We start from the raw sequence: 17,636 nt of genomic DNA, 5'->3' as shown, positions 1-17,636 counted from the left end.
CGCCGTACTGGTTTAAAGTTAATCCACTATATTTAGGCCGTGTCTGATTTGTATGAAAAAAGGTCGTCTGAAAAGTAGGAGTGCTTTTCAGACGACCTTTTTTACTGCCGGCATTATTGTGCTTTAGTCTCGGTCACAAAGCCGATTTTGGTAATACCTGCTTCGCGGGCAGCTTCGAGGGCTTTGTTGACATATTCGTATTCAACGGCCTTGTCTGCTGAAATGGCAACGATGGTATTGGCGTTTTTCTGCTTTTCAGTTTTCAGTCGGGAAGTGACCGTATTAATATCCGCTTTGGTTGCAGAATCACCATCGATGTAATAGTTGCCATTAACATCTATGGTCAGGCGCAGGGGGTCTTTAGGCTGCTTTTCCTTTTGTTTCGCTGCGTTTTCTGAAGCGGACGGCAGTTCCAAAGGAATCGAGTGGGTCAATACGGGCATGGTGATCATGAAAACAATCAACAGTACCAGCATCACGTCGACCAAAGGCGTGACGTTGATGTCTGACATCGGTGCATCATCGCCGGAATTCATAGAGCCGAAAGCCATAATTTAGTCCTTTTGATTCAACAGGCGGACGTGTAAATCGTGTGCGAAAGCGTCCATATCTTGAGAGAGGGTTTTCTTACCGCGGTTGAGGAAGTTATACGCCAAGACAGCAGGGATGGCGACAAACAAACCGATGGCGGTTGACACCAACGCCTCACCAATCGGGCCGGCTACTGCGGCAATACTCATTTGACCGCTTTGACCAATATTGATTAAGGCGTGGTAAATCCCCCAAACCGTACCGAACAAGCCGATAAACGGGGCAGTTGAACCGATGGATGCCAAAGCAGTCATGCCGTAATCGAACTGGCGCATGTTTTGTTCCATGCTGTTTCGGATTTGAATGACGAGGTATTCATTCAAAGGCAGCTCGGTAGTAAGTGTTTTCGCATTGCTTTGACGATAGCTTTGGTAGGCACGCAGGGACTCGTCCGCTACACGGCTCATTGGTGCATCAATATCTTTCACTTTTTGCACGGCTTCGGTAAGCGTAAAGGCATTAAGCATTTGCGTTTTAACGAGTGCGTTGGCGGTTTTGGCTTTTTTCAGTTTGATGGAGCGCAGGATAATCAGGCACCAAGTCACGATGCTCATCACTAACATCAACACGAATACACTGATCAGAACAAAATCGCCTGATTCGAATATTGTTTTTAAATCCATAATTTTTCCAAATTTTCCAAGTAAATTAAAACTTTTGTCGATCAAAGGTGTTGCGCCCGATTACTCAAGAGTAAAAGAGACCGGGACTCGGAATTCAGTCCAGACAGAGGCATTGCAAGCACCATTTTTAACTGCTTTACGGGCAGCTTGGTCAAGAGCATTGGAGCCACTGCGTTTTAAAATTTTAACTTCAGCAACTTTTCCTCCTGGGCCAACCAAGACACTCAGCATAACTGTACCTGTATCTCCGTTTTCTGCCGCTATAGGCGGATATGGCGGTTTAGGAATATGGCAAGTGCCGCCTTTAACGGGATTGGCTCTACTACTACCTGGTCCTGTTCCAGGGCCATTTCCACCGCCGGAACCTCCTCCACTGCCACTACCTGAACCATGTTCGCCTTTGTTGCCACCACTGCCGGGGCCGCTGCCTTCACCTTGTCCGTTACCAGGGCCTTTGTTGCCTCCGCCGTTTCCTTTGCTGTCGCCATGAGGAGCCTTACCTTGTCCGTTGCCTTTACCGGTTTCCGCAGTATTCGGCCCGGTTTTACTGCTGCTGGTGTAGTCCGAGGCTTTAGGTGCAGGCTTGGATTCTGGTTTGGGTTGGGGTTTAGGCTCTGGACGTGGTTCGGGTTTAGGTTCAGGCTTCGGTTCCGGTTTGGGTTCGGGTTTTGGCTCAGGCTTTGGTTTTTCAACCGGCTTGGGCTTCTCTTTCGGCTGCTGGATATCAGCATCCGCTTTTTTTGTTATGACCGGCTTAAACTGTGGTTTGGGCTGTTCAACCGGTTTGGGTTTAGGCTGTGGCTTAGGTTTTTGCGGTTCGGGTGTTTTTTCAGGAGCGGCAGGCGCGCCTTCGCCTTCGGGGGTGCCGTCTCCACCTCCGTCGCCACCACCTAAATCCGCCAAATCGACAAACTCAATATTTGCCATTTCCGGTATAAGCGGTTTATATGTTTCCCACAAAAGCGCAATCAAGCCCGCGTGAAGCAATGTTACGGTAATAACGGCTACTGGGATTAAAATTCGGTCTTTATTCATAATCGACGCATGATAATAGCAACAATTTTTGTTTGCAACCTGTTTTTACATCTGTTTTTTGAGTTAATATTTATTCTGGAATAATCTAAAATATTAATATGTACAATGCAATATTTTGATATTGCTATTCATTATCACAATAAAACAAAAGAAAAAGAGGAAGCGACGCCTCAGTCAACTGCATTAGAAGTTGTTCATCCGGAAAAGTTCACAAATTTACAATAAAAGTGGTTTGGATAAAACGATGGCGATGGCGTGCCTTAGAGGAGAAAAAGCTGCAAAAATATTATTTTATTGATTGGCTTGTGTTCTTAGATTGATTCCCGCTATTGTAGGGCGGTAGTTGGTGTGGCTTGAATAGCGGGACGGATCCGTACACTTTCCCAAAAAGGTCGTCTGAAAATAGAAAATTTGATGCTTGTTAAATGTTGTGGTTGTAAGAATGATCAGATGTTTCCTATTTTGGGATTGTGCGGGTTTTCAGTTAAGTCTCTTAAAACATACCGGCAGAATAGGTAGCTTATGCCGATTTATCGTCTGTTTTTTCGACAACGATTTCGATTTTGGGTTCGTATAGCAAATCGTAGGTTGGTTTATTGAGCAAATCCTGCAAAGTAAACCCGTCCAAATGCGCAAAGAAAGCCTTAATCGCTCCGCCCAAAATGCCGGTAAGGCGGCAAGACGGCGTAATCAGGCATTCGTTGTTTTCCCCCATGCATTCGACAACCTGCATGGGTTCAAGATGGCGAACGACCGCGCCGACATTGATTTTATCGGGTGTGTCGGCAAGACGCAGTCCGCCTCCTTTCCCTCTTATGCTGGTCAGGAATCCGCCTTTGACAAGCGCGGTAACGACTTTCATCAAATGACTTTTGGAAATGTTATAGGCTTCGGCAATGGTTCCGATATTGACTAACGAATCGTCGTTTATGGCCGCATAAATCAATACCCGCAGACCATAATCCGTATGTTGCGTCAGATACATGGTTTTCTCTGTTTGAATATATTATTTTTTGGAACGGCGGCAGTGTGTCCTAAGGAGAACTGTCGCCGTTATGTGTTTGACTTTATATATGATTAAGTTTCATAATATCTGAAACATTTGAATTAATCCAGTGCAGTTTGATAATTTATTATCATTATAATCAAATATTATGAAGCCGTTAAAACGCCACCCAGCACTTATCGAACTTTCCCGCGAACACCATCACGCCCTTTCACTCTGCGTCCGCCTCCTGCGCGCGCCCGCTGAAAGCCATCGAACAGAGCTTGAAGCCCATTTCCTTGAATTGGAACCGCATTTTGTCGAAGAAGAAACCATGTTCGCCCCGCATTGGCAGAATATTCCCGTTGCGATGCGCGAACGTTTCGAAGCCGAACACGCCAAACTGCGCAGCATGATGGCAAATCCTGAATATCTTAACGAAGCATGGAACAAAGACTTTGCCGTTACCCTGCGCGACCATGCCCGTTTTGAAGAACGCGAACTGTTTCCCGCAGTCGAGCCGTTTCTGCCGGAACCCGAAGGAATCTGATAAAAAAGGTCGTCTGAAAAGTCCAAAAGCATGATTTTAGCGTTTTCAGACGACCCTCCTGTCTATTCAAACCTAAAACAAACCATTCAAAAAACAAACCAAGGAACTACCATGACCGCCTTTTTCAAACACCCTGTTTGGGCAATGGCATTCCGCCCGTTTTACTCGCTGGCGGCACTATACGGCGCAATCTCCATCCTGCTTTGGGGCTTCGGCTATACGGGTACGCCCGAGTTGTCCAATTTTTATTGGCACGCCCATGAGATGATCTGGGGCTATGCCGGACTCGTCGTCATTGCTTTCCTATTGACCGCCGTTGCCACTTGGACGGGGCAGCCGCCCACGCGCGGCGGCGTTTTGGCAGGATTGACCGCATTTTGGTTGGCAGCAAGGATTGCTGTTTTCATTCCGGGCTGGGGTGCAACCGCCAGCGGCATACTCGGCACGCTGTTTTTCTGGTACGGCGCAGTTTGCATGGCATTGCCTGTCATCCGTTCCAAAAACAAACGCAACTACGTCGCCGTATTCGCCATCGTCGTCCTAGGCTGCACGCACGCCGCATTCCACTTCCAACTGCATGCCGGAAACGCATCTGCACTGCTCAGCGGGCTGCAGTCCGGTCTGATTATGGTCTCAGGCTTTATCGGCCTTATCGGTATGCGGATTATTTCCTTCTTTACCTCCAAACGCCTGAACGTTCCGCAAATCCCCAGCCCGATGTGGGTCGCGCATGCGTCCCTCTGGTTGCCCATGCTGACTGCCATGCTGATGGCGCACCATGCCCTGCCTTGGCTTTCATCCGCTTTTGCCTTTGCAGCGGGCGTGATTTTTACCGTACAGGTTTACCGCTGGTGGTATAAAGCCGTTCTGAAAGAACCGATGCTGTGGATTTTGTTCGCAGGATATTTGTTCACAGGTTTGGGATTGATTGCCATCGGTGCTTCCTACTTCCACAGCTCCTTCCTTAATCTTGGCGTACATCTTATCGGCGTCGGCGGCATCGGCGTCCTGACATTGGGCATGATGGCACGCACCGCGCTCGGGCATACCGGCAACTCCATCTATCCGCCGCCCAAATCCGTACCCGTAGCCTTTTGGTTGATGATAGCCGCCACCGTCATCCGCATTATTGCAACCTTCGTCAGCGGCACCGGTTACACCCACAGCATCCGTACTTCCGCAGTCTTGTTTGCCCTGTCCTTGCTGCTTTACGCATGGAAATACATCCCTTGGCTCATCCGCCCGCGTTTGGACGGCAAACCGGGTTAATTAAACCAAGCATATCAAACGAAAGGTCGTCTGAAACCTTAAAACAGGTTTCAGACGACCTTTTTATATGGGAATCCGCTTTAAACCGGTACAGTGTGGTTTTACCGAAGTCCGTATCGTTTCAGTGCGTGTTATTGCTCGATACCGTTTTCACGCAATAGCTGGTGAATTTGTTGTTGGGCTTTATCTTCTTTCAACAGCTGGGTGAGTTGATCGCGAATCAGATCAAATGGCGGTGCTTGAGGGTCTTTTTGTACTTCGCTGATTTTAAACAGGAAGAACTTGTTTTCAATTTCAACAGGATTGTGAGTTACCTCTCCCCGATTCATTGGGCCCAAGATGCCTGCAAGCGGTTGGCGCAGCTGTCTTGCCATGACGAAATCTTCAAATGCGGGTTGCTGATTCGGATATCGTTTCGTCAATTCTTCAAATGACAAGCCTTTCAAGAGCAATTCTTGTGCTGCTCGCGCTTCTTCGGGCGTGTCGAAGCTAACCTGCTGAATCTTGATCATACGGGTTTGCTGTTCGTAAAACTTCAATAATTCAGCATTGCTGATTTCGGCAGTGCGCTTCAGATAGTCGGCATATTGCGCCGCGTAAAATTCCGCTTCCATAGTGAGGAATTGGTTGCGGACCTCGGGGTCTTTATCCAATCCGGCTTTGAGTGCGGCATTTTTGAGAATTTCAATGCTTTGCAAGTGTTTGACGACTTCTTGGCGGATTGCTTTGCCGTCAGGCTGCTGCTTGGATTCAGGACGCTGTTCGGCTTGCTTGAGAATGCGGGCGACTTCGCTGTCTATGCGTGCCGGATCAATATCAGGCGCTTTGGCGACAGCAAATCCGGCAACAGCCGTCGCCATGATGACTGCGGCGGCAGTTTGGTATGTCATGATAAAAACTCCGTGAACAGTTATTTAATTGTGGCTTTTTGCAACAGAGATTGGAGCGCTTCATCGACGCGGGAGGCTTGCAGGTCTTGGGCTATACTGCTTTTGGATTCGTCATAAGACGGAAGCTTTACATCCCGACGGTCGTTGACATAGAAGACGGCATATACATCGCTGTCCTGCAGAGGCGTTGTAGTGTGCGCGCCTTTTTTCAAATCTTTAACTGCGGCATAGAGCGGGGGAACAGCCTCCTGCAAATCTTTTAAGGGAACATAACCTTGCTGGATGCCGCCCGCTTGTTTGGCGCGTTCATCTATTGAATATTGCTTCAGGACGGAGGCAAAGCTTTTCTTGGCATTTAAATCAGAAATGGCTTTTTGGGCATCCGCTTGGGTGCGGGTAATAATTTCGCCCAGTTGTACTTCTTGAGTGCCTTTGTAGAAGTTGCTGAAATTATCGTAAGCGGTTTTGACGTCTTTTTCTTGAACAGGATTTTGACGGAGGACGTGAATCGCATAAGCTTGTCCAAGTAAATCGCTTTCAAATGCCGCCCATTCGGTTTTGAAATGTGCTTTTTTATCGGCACCTTGTTTTTTGGCATCCGTACGGGCATGTTCCAAAGCTTGTTTGAATTCGGCACTTTGGTCGAGTTTCAGGCGTTTGGCTTCTTGTGATACGACGGTATTGATGACTTGGCGCTCAGTCAGTTCTCTGCGTAGCTCGGGAGAATCGGGAATTTTGTTGTTTGCTGCACGCAGCGCGGCAACTTGGGCATCAATAACGCTGCTGTCGATGGTTTGTCCATTAACTGTAACTAAGGTTTGGGCAGAAAGGCTGCCGGAAACCAGAGCAGTCATCAGCATAGAGATGAGATATTTTTTCTTCATGATTTTCTCTTGTTATGTCCAGTATGTCTGTAATTAGTGGAAGTATTCGTCCGGAGTGGCCGCTTTGATGCTCAATGCGTGAATCAGCCCTTCGGAAAACAGATCGTGCAGTAAGGTTTTAATGGTGCGTTGGCGGTTAAGACGGCTGACGCCGCCGAAAGCTTCGCTGACGACTACGACCGTATAATGCCCGCCTCCTTTGTTTCCCGAGTGGCCCGCATGCAGATGGCTGTCATCCTGAAAGTCAAAAAAAACAGGATTCAGCGTTTTCAGACGACCTTCAATAGCTTCACGCATATCCATTATTTGAATACGGCTTTGAACGGTTTGATCAATACTTCTTCATAGACGCCCGCATCGACGTAAGGGTCTTTTTCCGCCCATTCTTGAGCAGCATCCAAAGATTCAAATTGAGCCACAATCAGACTGCCGGACACGCGCTCCGGATTGTCGGGAAGAGGGTTTGGGCCGGCAGTCAGAAGACGTCCTTCAGCCTTCAAAGCTTCCAAGCGTTGCAGATGGGCAGGGCGTGCCGCCATACGGGCTTCGTGTACATTATCGGCATCGGTGGCCAGGAGCATGTAATATTCCATCAACTATCCTTTTTGGGTAAATATCGGCTCAAATAGGAAAATTGAGCGATAAAGAAAACAAACAAAAAACCGGTAGAGCCGAACATTTTGTAATTTACCCATTGTTCTTTGAAGTGGGTAAATACAAACCAGTTGGCAATACCTAAAAAAATCATGAATGCGACCCAGGTATAAGTCAGTTTGCTCCAAACATGTTCAGGCAGTTCCAACTCTTTGCCCATAGTCGCTTTTAATCCGTTTTTTCCGCTTAGATGGCTGATCAGCAAAACCAATGCGCCAATCCAGAACAAAACGGTCGGTTTCCACATGATAAAACGGTCATCATGAAGTAGAATGGTCGCGCCGCCGAATACGACGATCAGGATCAGGCCGACCCACTGCATCGTATCGAGTTTTTTGTATTTCCAGTAAGTAAAACCTGCCTGCAAAATGCCGAATACAACGGCAACCGCAGTCGCAGTAATCATGTTTTTCGTGATTGTGTAAGTCAGGAAAAACAAGATGACTGCCAATAAATCGCTTAAAACTTTCATAATCAAACAAACAAAAAAGATGAAACCAATCGGCTAAACGCTAATCATACAGGCAGCCTCACCTTTTTGCACCACCCTGGAAACGAAATTGCCGATGCAGGCGGGCAATAATCTAAAAAAGGGTTTAAAAAATGCCGTCGGGATGATAAACTATGTTATCAGTAGGATTTGTAAAAAAGAAACACAGAAATTACAAACCTGTTAATTTCTCGTTCGTTTCATCACTTAATTCATCGGATTACTTGGCAGACTGCGACTTTAGAAGATATCATAACGTAATATATCGTAATATACGGTTAAGTATGTAGCAGTTCTAGCAGGGTTGTCATTTTACACAGGGGACAAGTTTTGAAAAACCATCATAAAATCAAATTAATCGCGGCATCTGTGGCCTTGGCAGTGTCGTTTGGTGCGAGCGCAGGGCTTGGCGGGCTGAATGTCCAATCCCATTTGGGCGAGCCGTTTTCAGGCAGTATCACCGTAACCGGTGACGAGGCTCAGGCGCTGTTGAAAGGCGGAAAAGCGACTGTTTCCAATAGCAATTTGCGTACCAGTGTCCGTAAGTCGGGCGACAAGGCAGTCGTCACTATCCACTCAAGCAAAGCGATTAAAGACCCTGTGTTGATTTTCCAAGTCGGCGCAGGTTCACAATCACGCGAATACACAGCCATCATTGATCCCGCAGGCTATTCCGGTAAAACGGATGGTTCAAGCCGTGCGCGCAGCAGTGGCGAATCTTCATCCAATTCTTCTGCTGACAACAATTCATACCATTCTCAATTTGACCGTCAGGCGGCGCGTGACCGCATCAACCGCGCGATACAAAACGGAAATCAAAATGAAACCGTTCGCAAGGAAGCTGTACGAAAAGATAAAAACAACACGAATAAACCGGTACAGGCACAGCCGTCAAAACAACAGCAACAATCTTCTGTAAGCGCCAATGGAACCGAGATTCGTTATGGCAAGCAGCATCTGGTTCGTCAGGGTGAAACTCTGACCGAAATTGCCACTAAAATCCGTCCTCAAGGAATGACCGTCGAACAAACGATACAGGCATTGGTCAATGCCAACCCCGGCGTGTTCATCGGTAAAGATGCCGACCGTATGCTTGCGGGCAAGGTGTTGTACATTCCGATGCACGGCGATATGAAATCGACGGCATCCAAACCTGCACAAGTCAAACCTCCGGTTCAGGAAGGCAATAAGCCTCAAGCCCAAGGGTCGTCTGAAAAAGCCGGTACCGCAACGCCTCCTAAAGAGACTCCAGTAGAAAACACCAAAGTAGAAAATAAAAAAGAAGATAAAAAAGCTGAGCCGGTACAAGAAGCTAAGCCTGAAACCAAACCGGCTGTAACGACGGCAGGCACTCCGGAGCAAAATAAAGCTGAAACAGGTGCAGCCTCTGCCGAGCAAGTAAATGTCCTGCCTGAGCCGAATGCATCGTCTGCAACAGCAAACACAGAACCACAAGAAATTTCTCAGGCACAAGCTGATGTCGAAGCGCGCATTGCCTCGGCAGTTGCCACAGAAAAACAACAAGAAGAAGCATCAGCGGAAGAAAGCGGATTATGGCGCTGGCTGTTGATCGGCGGTGCGGCAGCGGCAGGTTTGTTGCTGTTGCTGTTCTTGTTGGGCAAACGGAAGAATTCAGCTGTTGCGCCTGTGGCTGGTGCGATAGATCAGGACGATCAGGATGAGGACGATCTCGATATCAGTATCGAAGATCATGTATTCCCTGCTGCCACTGCGCCGCAACCGCAACCACAAGTTGTAGCAGAAACTTCCAAACCTGAAGAAGACGGTTTGGAAATTGAAGATGATTTCGATGATGAAGTATTCTTCAATGAGCCGGCTCCTATTGCCGAACCTGCTCAAGAAAAAGTCGATCTGGATTTGAACGAACTGGATAATACTCAAGCCAGCATCGTGTCCGGCGCCGTTACCATCGACGAAGAAACCGAAAAACGCCGTGATATCGATTGGGATACTGTCGAATCTACCGAAAGCGTATATGAGCCGGAACCGGAAAATCCATATCAACACGTTGCTGTTGTAATGGAAGATAGAACTGCTGAAGTAGAAACAGAGCCTCAGCATGAGGAAGAGGCTCCATCAGTTTCCTCTTTTGCAGCAACTCCTGTTTCATCTGTTTCAGACGACCTGTCAGAAGCTCAACCGGAAGCACCGGAAGAAGAGCCAATCCCATTCGAGGTGGAGATTGAAGAGCCTAAGTCGGAAACAATTGACGTAGTAGAAACAGAAGAAGCCGAAACCCAATCCGAAGAATCGGAAGAGGGTTGGGATTTCTTTGCGGAAGAGCCGAAAACAGTTAAAGCCATCGAGCCTTTCCCTGAATTAGGTGCGCAAGAAGAAACGTCGTCTGAAGTTGAAGTTGCTGATATACAAGAAGAAGCTTTGTCTGAAGTTGAAGCAGCAGACAAACAGGCAGATAGCTCAGAAGAAGCACTGGATTTCGTTGTTGAAGAAACAGAACAGCCACAGCCCGAAGCCGATACTCAACCGTTTGAGATTAAGCAAGACGAACCTTTGGCATTCCAAGATGGCGAAGATTTCAGTATTGAAAATACTCAAGAAGCCAGCGCTGATGAAACCATCGAATGGGAAAATCTGGGTGTGGAAGATACTGCCGACAGCAGTAATGAACATTCCGGTTTTGAATCAGGCTTCATCTCCGAGTCCGTCGGTATGACGGCTCCGCTGGAAGCTAAATATGACCTGGCTAAAATGTATGTTGAAATCGGCGATCCCGATGCTGCCCGCGAGACGTTGACTGAATTGCTGGAAGACGCAAGCGGTGAGATCCGTCATAAAGCCGAAGCATTGATGAACGAATTGAATGCCTAATATTGGCAAGTAAATCGAAATTGAACAATGCTAAAATAAAAGATGCCGTGAAAACGGCATCTTTTATTATTTTCAGACGACATATGACTGCATACACCGAATCATTATCCACAAAAACCATACAAAGATGGGCATTAACCCTGTCTTATGACGGCAGCCGATTTTACGGTTGGCAAAAACAAGCCGACAGTTTACCCACTGTCCAGACGGTATTGGAAAGCGCACTCAGTCAAATTGCAGGCGAGACCATCCGAACCATTGTTGCCGGACGAACCGATACAGGCGTACACGCGACTGCGCAAGTTGTTCATTTTGATACCAAAGTAGCCCGCCCCGAGCAGGCTTGGGTGCGGGGCGTCAATGCTTATCTTCCTGAAGGTGTGGCTGTATTGTTCGCGCAGCAGGTTGCCCCACATTTTCACGCCCGCTTTGACGCATACGGTAGAAGGTATCGTTACCTTTTGGAATCATCTCCCGTCCGCTCCCCGATATTGCAAGGAAAGATAGGGTGGACGCACCTCAAACTCGATCCTGAAAAAATGCAGCAGGCGGCATTATTATTAGAAGGCGAACATGATTTCTCCAGCTTTCGTGCTGCCGAATGCCAAGCAAAATCACCCGTTAAGACCCTGTATAGTGCAAAAATCAGCGGTACACCGCAATTCTTAAAACTAGACTTACACGGCAATGCCTTTTTGCATCATATGGTGCGTAATATCATGGGGGCATTGGTTTATGTTGGTAGCGGCAAACTGAGCGTTTCCGCATTCCAAGCCTTAATTGAAGAACGCAGTCGATTAAAAGCCCCGCCGACTTTTATGCCTGATGGGCTGTACCTGACCGGAGTGGATTATCCGCCAGAGTTCGGCATCATTCGCCCCGAAATGCCGATATGGCTATGAGGTCGTCTGAAATCTAAGTGCGTGCTTATGGAGAATCTTTCTTTGCCAAAGTCTGTTGCGGGTAACGCCCGCGCTTCATCAATAAGGTCACAGTCCGCCCGAATAGATATGTCTATCAGCCTTTCCAGAAATTTGATTTGCGGGAATTGTATGTGCAAATGGCAAAAGGTCGTCTGAAATCAATACAAAGATTTTCAGACGACCTTTTCTTTTGAGGAAACTACGGGACATGTCATGTCGGTGTTACACCGACGAAACCGCAAATTCAAAGGGCAGGATTTATGTTTCTACATTGAGGGAGGGAATATACCTAATGTTCATGACCGGCTAATCCCATAAATTGCATGCTATAAAAAATTATAGTGGATTAACTTTAAACCAGTACGGCGTTACCTCGCCTTGCCGTACTATCTGTACTGTCTGCGGCTTCGCCGCCTTGTCCTGATTTAAATTTAATCCACTATACACACCTGTACCCGCTTATTCATTCATCCGGCTGATTTAGCTAAAAAACAACAGCCAATCGCCCAAAACGACCGTTTAGGAAATTGTGTTGTAAAAATGCAAAAAACGGGTAAGTTGATATTACATTATGATTTATAAGGAAAATATTGCGAATGCCTTGTTGTGATGCGGGTGCTGTGAGGTCAGGCGGTCAGTAGGGGTAGTGAATAAAGTTTGTTTTTTTAGAGAGGAACAATTATAGTGAGAGTCATGGAATCGCTGATTCCAGCGATAATGTAAAGCCTAAGCGGATTCTATCCGGGTCTGCTTAAGTTATTTCTTCACGATAGAAAAGGAATACAGCAATGAAAAAATCTCTGATTGCTCTGACTTTGGCAGCTTTGCCTGTTGCAGCTATGGCTGACGTGACTCTGTACGGTCAAGTTAAAGCCGGTGTTGAAGTTTCTCGTACTAAAGAAACTGTTAATCACGTAAGCACCAAAAACAAAACTGCAACTGAAATTGCTGACTTTGGTTCCCGTATCGGTTTCAAAGGTCACGAACACCTGAGCAACAACCTGAATGCTATCTGGCAAGTAGAGCAAAATACTTCTGTTGCCGGTACTGACAAAGGTTGGGGTACTCGTGAATCCTTCATCGGTTTGGAAGGCGGCTTCGGTAAAGTTCGCGCAGGTAAATTGAACACTGCTCTGAAAGACAACAGCGACAGCGTAGATCCTTGGGAATCTAGCGACGCGAATGCATCAGTTTTGCAATTCGGTAAACTGAAACGTGTTGACGAGCGTAAAGTATCTGTACGTTACGACTCTCCAGTATTTGCTGGTTTCAGCGCAAGCGCTCAATACCAACCACGCGACAATGCTAACCCTGAGGACAAACATGTTCATGACGTGAAAACCCGTCACTCTTTCGACTTGGGTCTGAACTATGAAAACTCCGGTTTCTTCGGTCGCTACGCTGGTACTTTTGCAAAACGTAAAGTTTTGAGCGACGATCATCTGGAACTGTTCAACAGCAACACTACTTTGGGTTCTGGCGTTTACAAAGACTACCAAGCACACCGTCTGGTAGGTGGTTACGATGCTAACAACGTACTGGTTTCTGTTGCAGGTCAATACGAAGGCTTTAAAGCTGACGTAGCTGACGCTAAGAAAAACGAACGTACTGAAGTTGCTGTAACTGGCGGCTACCGTATGGGTAACGTAATGCCTCGTCTGTCTTACGCTCACGGCTTCAAAGCTAAAGAAAACGGCGTGAAACAAGGTAACAGCCAATACAACCAAGTAATTGTTGGTGCTGATTACGACTTCTCTAAACGTACTTCTGCTCTTGTTTCTGCCGGCTGGTTGAAAGAAGGCAAAGGTGGCGACAAAACTCAATCTACCGCTGGTCTGGTTGGTCTGCGTCACAAATTCTAATCTAGTACGATTAGTTTAAATAAAGAGCCTGCTTTATGCAGGCTCTTTTGTTTTTTGAATGATGTGTGTTTGGTTGGATGTGTATCGGTTTCGTATTATCTGTACGGTCTGTGGCTTCGCAGCCTTGTCCTGATTTGAATTTAACCCGCTATTGCTGGCATGGGCAGTATAACGATGAAAGATTGCCGTAGATATTATAGTGGATTAACTTTAAACCAGTACGGCGTTACCTCGCCTTAGCTCAAAGAAAACGATTCTCTAAGGTGCTGAAGCACCAAGTGAATCGGTGCCGTACTATCTGTACTGTCTGCGGCTTCGGCGCCTTGTCCTGATTTAAATTTAATCCACTATAGTACCGCTCATTCCCTCATTATGTGAAGTTTATTGGATAGAAAAAGGTCGTCTGAAAAACCGGATTCGGATTTTCAGACGACCTTTGTTTGAATCGAAAGCTTGTTTATTCGATGACTTCTTCGGTTGTTGTGCTGCGGTAGGTAGAGCCGTTGAACGTCGGCATAGGCGGGGGCAGCAGGTTGTTGAGGGTCAGGGCGGCGGGGTTCAGGGTAGGATAGCCGCTGAAGGTTACGGTGTAGCCGCCGTTGGCGGTGCTGTGGATTTTGGCATGTGCGCCCAAGGGGAAGGTGCTTTTATTGGTGATGTGTCCGAAGGGGAAACCTGTCAGGACAGGGACTTTGGCGGTGCGTGAGACGTGGTTGACGACGGCGGAGAAGTCGTAGCTTGAGTCGTACACGTCGCGGATGGTGCCCATGCGGAAGTCGCCGAAGATGATGGCGCGTTGTTTTTGCAGGATGCCTGCAAGATAAAGCGTGTTCAACATGCGTTCGATGCGGTAGGGTTGTTCGCTGACGTCTTCGACGAACAGGATGCCGCCTTGGATATCGGGCATATAGGGCGAGCCTGCGAGGGAGGCGAGAACGCTGAGGTTGCCGCCCCACAAAGTACCTTCAACGTTGACGTTGGCACGTTGGATGGCGGGAACGTCGATGATGTTGACGTTGTTGGTGGTGCCGCGGATGAACGAATCCATGGTGAAGACGCTGGGTTCGGGTTTGCCGAATTCGCTGTAAACCATGGGGCCGGCGAAACTTACCATATTGCCTTTGGCGAGCAGGGCGAGTTGGACGGCACAAACGTCGCTGAAGCCGAAGAACAAAGTACCGCGTTCGCGCATTCTGGCGCCGAGTGAGGCGAAGTCGATTTGCGGAAGGATGCGTGCCGCGCCGTAGCCGCCACGCAAACCCATGAGGACTTTGGGTGTTTCAACGCGGCCGGTGGCGACCTCTTGGAAGTCGGCGGCACGTTGGGCGTCGGAGCCGGCGAAGCGTTGATAGCGTCGGCTGCCTGCTTGTTGGTTGGTCACGGTAAAACCTGCGTTATAGAGGCGGGTCAAGCCTGCGTTGACGCGGTTAGGGTCTTCGGCAAAGCCGGAAGGGGCGACGACGCGGAGGAGGTTGTCGCCGGAGCGTGGGGGATGGCTGGTTTTGGGCTGCACGGGTTGGGCTTTCGCTGTGTTGCCGGTTTGAGTGGATGGGGTGACGGTAGTGCCGGTGCCGCAGGCTTGCAGCAGTCCGGCTCCGGCTGCGGCGGAGCAGGCGCGGAGGAAATGGCGGCGGGAGGTTTGCCAGGTCATATGGTTTCCTTTGGTTGGGTTTCAGACGACCTTTTCGGCAGGGGTCGTCTGAAAATCGGTTGATATGCGGTATCCGATACGCCTATTGAGGTCGTCTGAACGTTACGCCAGCAGGGCTTTGACTTGTTCCGTCCAGTTGTCCGGCAGGGTCATGCCGTGTTCGCGGACGGGGGCTGCCCAAATCGGGGCGGGAAAGTTGGCATCGTTTTCAAAGCGGGCGATGACGTGCCAATGCAGATGGGGAACGACGTTGCCCAAGCTGGCAAGGTTGATTTTGGCGGGATGGAACACTTGGCGCATGGCGGCTTCGACTTTATACACCATTTCCATGATTTCGGCACGTTCGGCGGCTGAAAGGTCGGTCATCTCGGCGATGTGGTCGTTCCAGATGACGCGGCAGAATGCCGGGGCTGCGGCTTCGTTGTGGACGGCGATAACGCGCAGGTTTGGGGTTTGCAGCAAAATGTCTTCGTTGTCTGCGGTGCAGATGGGGCAGGTCATGGGTTTTTCTTTCTGAGTCTGAATAGGAATCGGATGATTTCAATCAGGATTTTTAGAACGAGGTAAATGGCAGTTAGTAGTATGAATGCGAAAAGCCACCATTCAGGTAGGGTCCACCAAATTATAGTGGAATTAAATTTAAATCAGGACAAGGCGACGAAGCCGCGGACAGTACAGGTAGTACGGTAAGGAGAGGTAACGCCGTACTGGTTTAAAGTTAATCCACTATAAATAGGAGGGCGTGATTAAGTCGACACACTCTTCGGCACTCTTAACGTGATCACACAAGCCAAAGCGAAAAAAATCATTGACATCATGAAAGGGCGAATAGGCGAACATAAATGCTATGGGCGTCACACAAATCAATGCAATGATGGCAATCCAAAAGAATGGTTTGAGATGTTTGAGTGCAGTCATGGATGAAATGTTATAAAAATTTTGCCGCGCCCTGATTGGCAAGTTCGTCGGCTTTTTCGTTTTCAGGGTGTCCGGCATGGCCTTTTACCCACGTCCAGCGGACATCGTGTTGTTGGACCAAACTATCCAGCTCTTTCCATAAATCGTCGTTTTTAACCGGTTTTTTGGCGGCGGTTTTCCAGCCGTTTTTTTTCCAGCCGTGTATCCAGCTTTCCATACCGTTTTTGACGTATTGCGAGTCGGTGCAGATAATGACTTGGCAGCGGCGTTTTAGGGATTTCAGGCCTTCGATGACGGCGGTCAGCTCCATGCGGTTGTTGGTGGTTTCCGCTTCGCCGCCGAACAGTTCTTTTTCATGTGCGCCGTAACGCATGAACACGCCCCAGCCGCCGGCACCGGGATTGCCTTTGCATGCGCCGTCGGTGTAGAGATAGACGGGTTTGTCCATAAAATACCTTTGTGTGAAGAGCCATTATCATAACACAAGGCAGGAGGTCGTCTGAAAGCGGGGTTTGGGAATGGTTTTTTAAGTGGATGAATGGATGCCGCGCTGATTGTCGATAATAGGAAGCAGGTCGTCTGAAACCGTTTCAGACGACCTGCTTGACTATGGGCGCGGTGTTAACTGCCTGCGCCGACGGTGTAAACCTTACCGATGCTGTCGGGGTTGCGGAGGATGGCGGAAACGGCGGCGGCGAGTCCGTTCCGAGTCATGTATTTTTTGGGGATGCCTTCGGGTTGCAGGGTCAGGTTGTAGCTGTTGCCGTCGCCGTCGGCGAGGCCGCAGGGGCGGAGGATGGTCCAGTTCAGGCTGCTTTGTTTGAGGTAGATTTCGGCTTCGGTTTTGGCGCGGACGGCTTCGCCGAGGGCTTGTTTGAAGGGTTCGCTCATCATGTCCCATTGTTCGCCGCAGCCCATGCTGGTAATCAGGATGAAACGGGCTTGCGGGTTGGCGGCTTGGACGGCGGCGATGATGTTGATATTGCCCAGTGCGTCGCTGCGTATGCCTTGTTCGTTTTTGCCGCCGACGAAACTGATGACGTTGTCGGGGCGGTATTGCGCGAACACTTTGTCGAGTGCGTCGGCATCGAGCGCGTCGGCGGTGGCTGTCTGAATGCGGTGTTCGCTAAAGAACGAATCTTCAGACGGCCTTCTTAATACGGCGACGGTGTCGGCGGGATGGGTGAGTGTGCGGATGAATGCGCGGCCAGACGGGCCGTTGGCACCGAAGATGAGTTGCATGGGGTCTCCTTTGTGTGTCGGGTGGTTCGGGATTTCAATAATTTGTGAGTGGTTTGGGGTAAGGCTTGTTGATTTTCAGACGACCTTTTTGTGTTTGATGTTGTGCTGTCGTGGGCATAGCCCACGCTACGTTCCGACTATTGTGAAACTGAAACCCAAAAGCATACTCTGCACGGTTTGTGCTGTGCCCTCTCCCTAACCCTCTCCCACGGGGAGAGG

General features: G+C 48.6%; 18 protein-coding genes and 1 pseudogene. 5 read left to right on the top strand and 14 right to left on the bottom strand.

Going from position 1 to position 17,636, the window contains the following annotated elements; translation table 11 throughout:
* Positions 1-113: 113 nt before the first annotated feature.
* From HMPREF3277_RS06245 to HMPREF3277_RS06230, 4 genes are all read right to left on the bottom strand, one after another.
* Entirely contained in the window at positions 114-551 is a 438-nt protein-coding gene (locus tag HMPREF3277_RS06245) for an ExbD/TolR family protein (RefSeq protein WP_003759376.1), read from the bottom strand.
* Between the two features lie 3 nt (positions 552-554).
* Positions 555-1,214 (bottom strand): MotA/TolQ/ExbB proton channel family protein, encoded by a 660-nt coding sequence (locus HMPREF3277_RS06240; protein WP_003759374.1) that lies wholly within the window; start codon positions 1,212-1,214, stop codon positions 555-557.
* 60 nt (positions 1,215-1,274) lie between these two features.
* On the bottom strand, positions 1,275-2,249 hold the full coding sequence (locus tag HMPREF3277_RS06235) for an energy transducer TonB (protein ID WP_070870379.1): 975 nt from the start codon (positions 2,247-2,249) through the stop codon (positions 1,275-1,277).
* 520 nt (positions 2,250-2,769) lie between these two features.
* Positions 2,770-3,234 carry an Rrf2 family transcriptional regulator gene (locus HMPREF3277_RS06230; protein ID WP_003759367.1) on the bottom strand — a complete coding sequence of 155 codons (465 nt, stop codon included), beginning with the start codon at positions 3,232-3,234 and terminating at the stop codon, positions 2,770-2,772.
* 169 nt (positions 3,235-3,403) lie between these two features.
* Here HMPREF3277_RS06230 and HMPREF3277_RS06225 point away from each other — a divergent pair, with 169 nt between their 5' ends.
* Positions 3,404-3,784, top strand: coding sequence for a hemerythrin domain-containing protein (locus HMPREF3277_RS06225; RefSeq protein ID WP_045073551.1), 381 nt, complete (start codon positions 3,404-3,406; stop codon positions 3,782-3,784).
* A gap of 111 nt (positions 3,785-3,895) precedes the next feature.
* A complete protein-coding gene (locus HMPREF3277_RS06220) occupies positions 3,896-5,053 on the top strand; it encodes an NnrS family protein (protein WP_070870378.1) in 1,158 nt (385 codons plus the stop codon).
* Between the two features lie 131 nt (positions 5,054-5,184).
* Here HMPREF3277_RS06220 and HMPREF3277_RS06215 read toward each other — a convergent pair whose 3' ends face one another.
* The 5 genes from HMPREF3277_RS06215 to HMPREF3277_RS06195 are packed head-to-tail and all read right to left on the bottom strand — an operon-like array spanning position 5,185 to position 7,953.
* Positions 5,185-5,943: a peptidyl-prolyl cis-trans isomerase gene (locus HMPREF3277_RS06215; RefSeq protein ID WP_070870377.1), complete on the bottom strand. Its 759-nt coding sequence runs from the start codon at positions 5,941-5,943 to the stop codon at positions 5,185-5,187.
* A gap of 20 nt (positions 5,944-5,963) precedes the next feature.
* The gene (locus HMPREF3277_RS06210; RefSeq protein ID WP_003759359.1) at positions 5,964-6,827 is read right to left on the bottom strand and encodes a peptidylprolyl isomerase; all 864 of its coding nucleotides are present in this window, start codon (positions 6,825-6,827) and stop codon (positions 5,964-5,966) included.
* A 33-nt stretch (positions 6,828-6,860) separates the two neighbouring features.
* The gene (locus HMPREF3277_RS06205) at positions 6,861-7,130 is read right to left on the bottom strand and encodes a BolA family protein (protein WP_003759357.1); all 270 of its coding nucleotides are present in this window, start codon (positions 7,128-7,130) and stop codon (positions 6,861-6,863) included.
* Complete coding sequence (locus tag HMPREF3277_RS06200) at positions 7,130-7,420, bottom strand: YciI family protein (protein WP_003759356.1); 291 nt, start codon at positions 7,418-7,420, stop codon at positions 7,130-7,132. Before HMPREF3277_RS06200 ends, HMPREF3277_RS06205 begins: the two co-directional genes overlap by 1 nt.
* A complete protein-coding gene (locus HMPREF3277_RS06195) occupies positions 7,420-7,953 on the bottom strand; it encodes a septation protein A (RefSeq protein ID WP_070870376.1) in 534 nt (177 codons plus the stop codon). Before HMPREF3277_RS06195 ends, HMPREF3277_RS06200 begins: the two co-directional genes overlap by 1 nt.
* 348 nt (positions 7,954-8,301) lie before the next feature.
* Between HMPREF3277_RS06195 and HMPREF3277_RS06190 the strand changes: the two genes are divergently transcribed.
* The 3 genes from HMPREF3277_RS06190 to porB all read left to right on the top strand — a co-directional run bounded on the left by HMPREF3277_RS06190 (position 8,302) and on the right by porB (position 13,606).
* Positions 8,302-10,821: a motility hub landmark protein FimV gene (locus HMPREF3277_RS06190; RefSeq protein WP_070870375.1), complete on the top strand. Its 2,520-nt coding sequence runs from the start codon at positions 8,302-8,304 to the stop codon at positions 10,819-10,821.
* Positions 10,822-10,904: 83 nt separating this feature from the next.
* Complete coding sequence (truA, locus tag HMPREF3277_RS06185) at positions 10,905-11,723, top strand: tRNA pseudouridine(38-40) synthase TruA (RefSeq protein ID WP_070870374.1); 819 nt, start codon at positions 10,905-10,907, stop codon at positions 11,721-11,723.
* A gap of 809 nt (positions 11,724-12,532) precedes the next feature.
* On the top strand, positions 12,533-13,606 hold the full coding sequence (gene porB, locus HMPREF3277_RS06180) for a trimeric porin PorB (protein ID WP_003759347.1): 1,074 nt from the start codon (positions 12,533-12,535) through the stop codon (positions 13,604-13,606).
* A 289-nt stretch (positions 13,607-13,895) separates the two neighbouring features.
* Here the strand turns inward: porB and HMPREF3277_RS15270 are convergent.
* The 5 genes and pseudogenes from HMPREF3277_RS15270 to HMPREF3277_RS06160 all read right to left on the bottom strand — a co-directional run.
* Positions 13,896-13,958 (bottom strand): annotated as a pseudogene (locus HMPREF3277_RS15270) (transposase); the annotation flags it as partial.
* 105 nt (positions 13,959-14,063) lie between these two features.
* Positions 14,064-15,257: an LD-carboxypeptidase gene (locus tag HMPREF3277_RS06175; RefSeq protein ID WP_070870373.1), complete on the bottom strand. Its 1,194-nt coding sequence runs from the start codon at positions 15,255-15,257 to the stop codon at positions 14,064-14,066.
* A gap of 102 nt (positions 15,258-15,359) precedes the next feature.
* Positions 15,360-15,758, bottom strand: a complete 399-nt coding sequence (locus HMPREF3277_RS06170) for an HIT family protein (protein ID WP_009310954.1) — start codon at positions 15,756-15,758, stop codon at positions 15,360-15,362.
* Between the two features lie 427 nt (positions 15,759-16,185).
* Positions 16,186-16,623, bottom strand: coding sequence for a ribonuclease HI (gene rnhA, locus HMPREF3277_RS06165; protein ID WP_070870372.1), 438 nt, complete (start codon positions 16,621-16,623; stop codon positions 16,186-16,188).
* Positions 16,624-16,796: 173 nt separating this feature from the next.
* Entirely contained in the window at positions 16,797-17,417 is a 621-nt protein-coding gene (locus tag HMPREF3277_RS06160; protein WP_070870371.1) for an NAD(P)H-binding protein, read from the bottom strand.
* Between the last annotated feature and the right edge of the window lie 219 nt (positions 17,418-17,636).

This window comes from Neisseria sp. HMSC70E02, assembly GCF_001838645.1.
Lineage (GTDB): Bacteria > Pseudomonadota > Gammaproteobacteria > Burkholderiales > Neisseriaceae > Neisseria > Neisseria macacae.
The sequence above is the reverse complement of the archived record's forward strand: the minus strand, read 5'-3'. Positions and strand labels throughout refer to the sequence as shown.